Source organism: Herbaspirillum sp. B65, assembly GCF_000333555.1.
Classification (GTDB): domain Bacteria; phylum Pseudomonadota; class Gammaproteobacteria; order Burkholderiales; family Burkholderiaceae_D; genus Herbaspirillum; species Herbaspirillum rubrisubalbicans.
Genome location: NZ_BADI01000711.1, coordinates 1 through 231, shown reverse-complemented (window position 1 = coordinate 231; position 231 = coordinate 1). Strand labels below are relative to the sequence as shown.

1 pseudogene is annotated in these 231 nt (G+C 58.9%); it reads left to right on the top strand.

Annotated elements, in window-relative coordinates:
- Positions 1-93: 93 nt before the first annotated feature.
- Positions 94-231: pseudogene (locus I5W_RS31405) on the top strand (cupin domain-containing protein); the annotation flags it as partial.

Genomic DNA, 231 nt, shown 5'->3' with positions numbered 1-231 from the left:
TCTAACGGATTCTCGACTCCGCGATTATACCTGCATCAAACTTGGTGGCTGCCAATGGCTTGCCGCCGCGTCAGCCCGCCTATAATGGCGACCATGAAAAAACTCGATCTGCTCGGCGGCATCACGCCCGCCCAATTCCTGCGTGACTACTGGCACAAGAAGCCGCTGTTGATCCGCAATGCCATCCCCGGTTTTACCGCACCGCTGCCGCGCCAGGAGCTGTTCGACCTG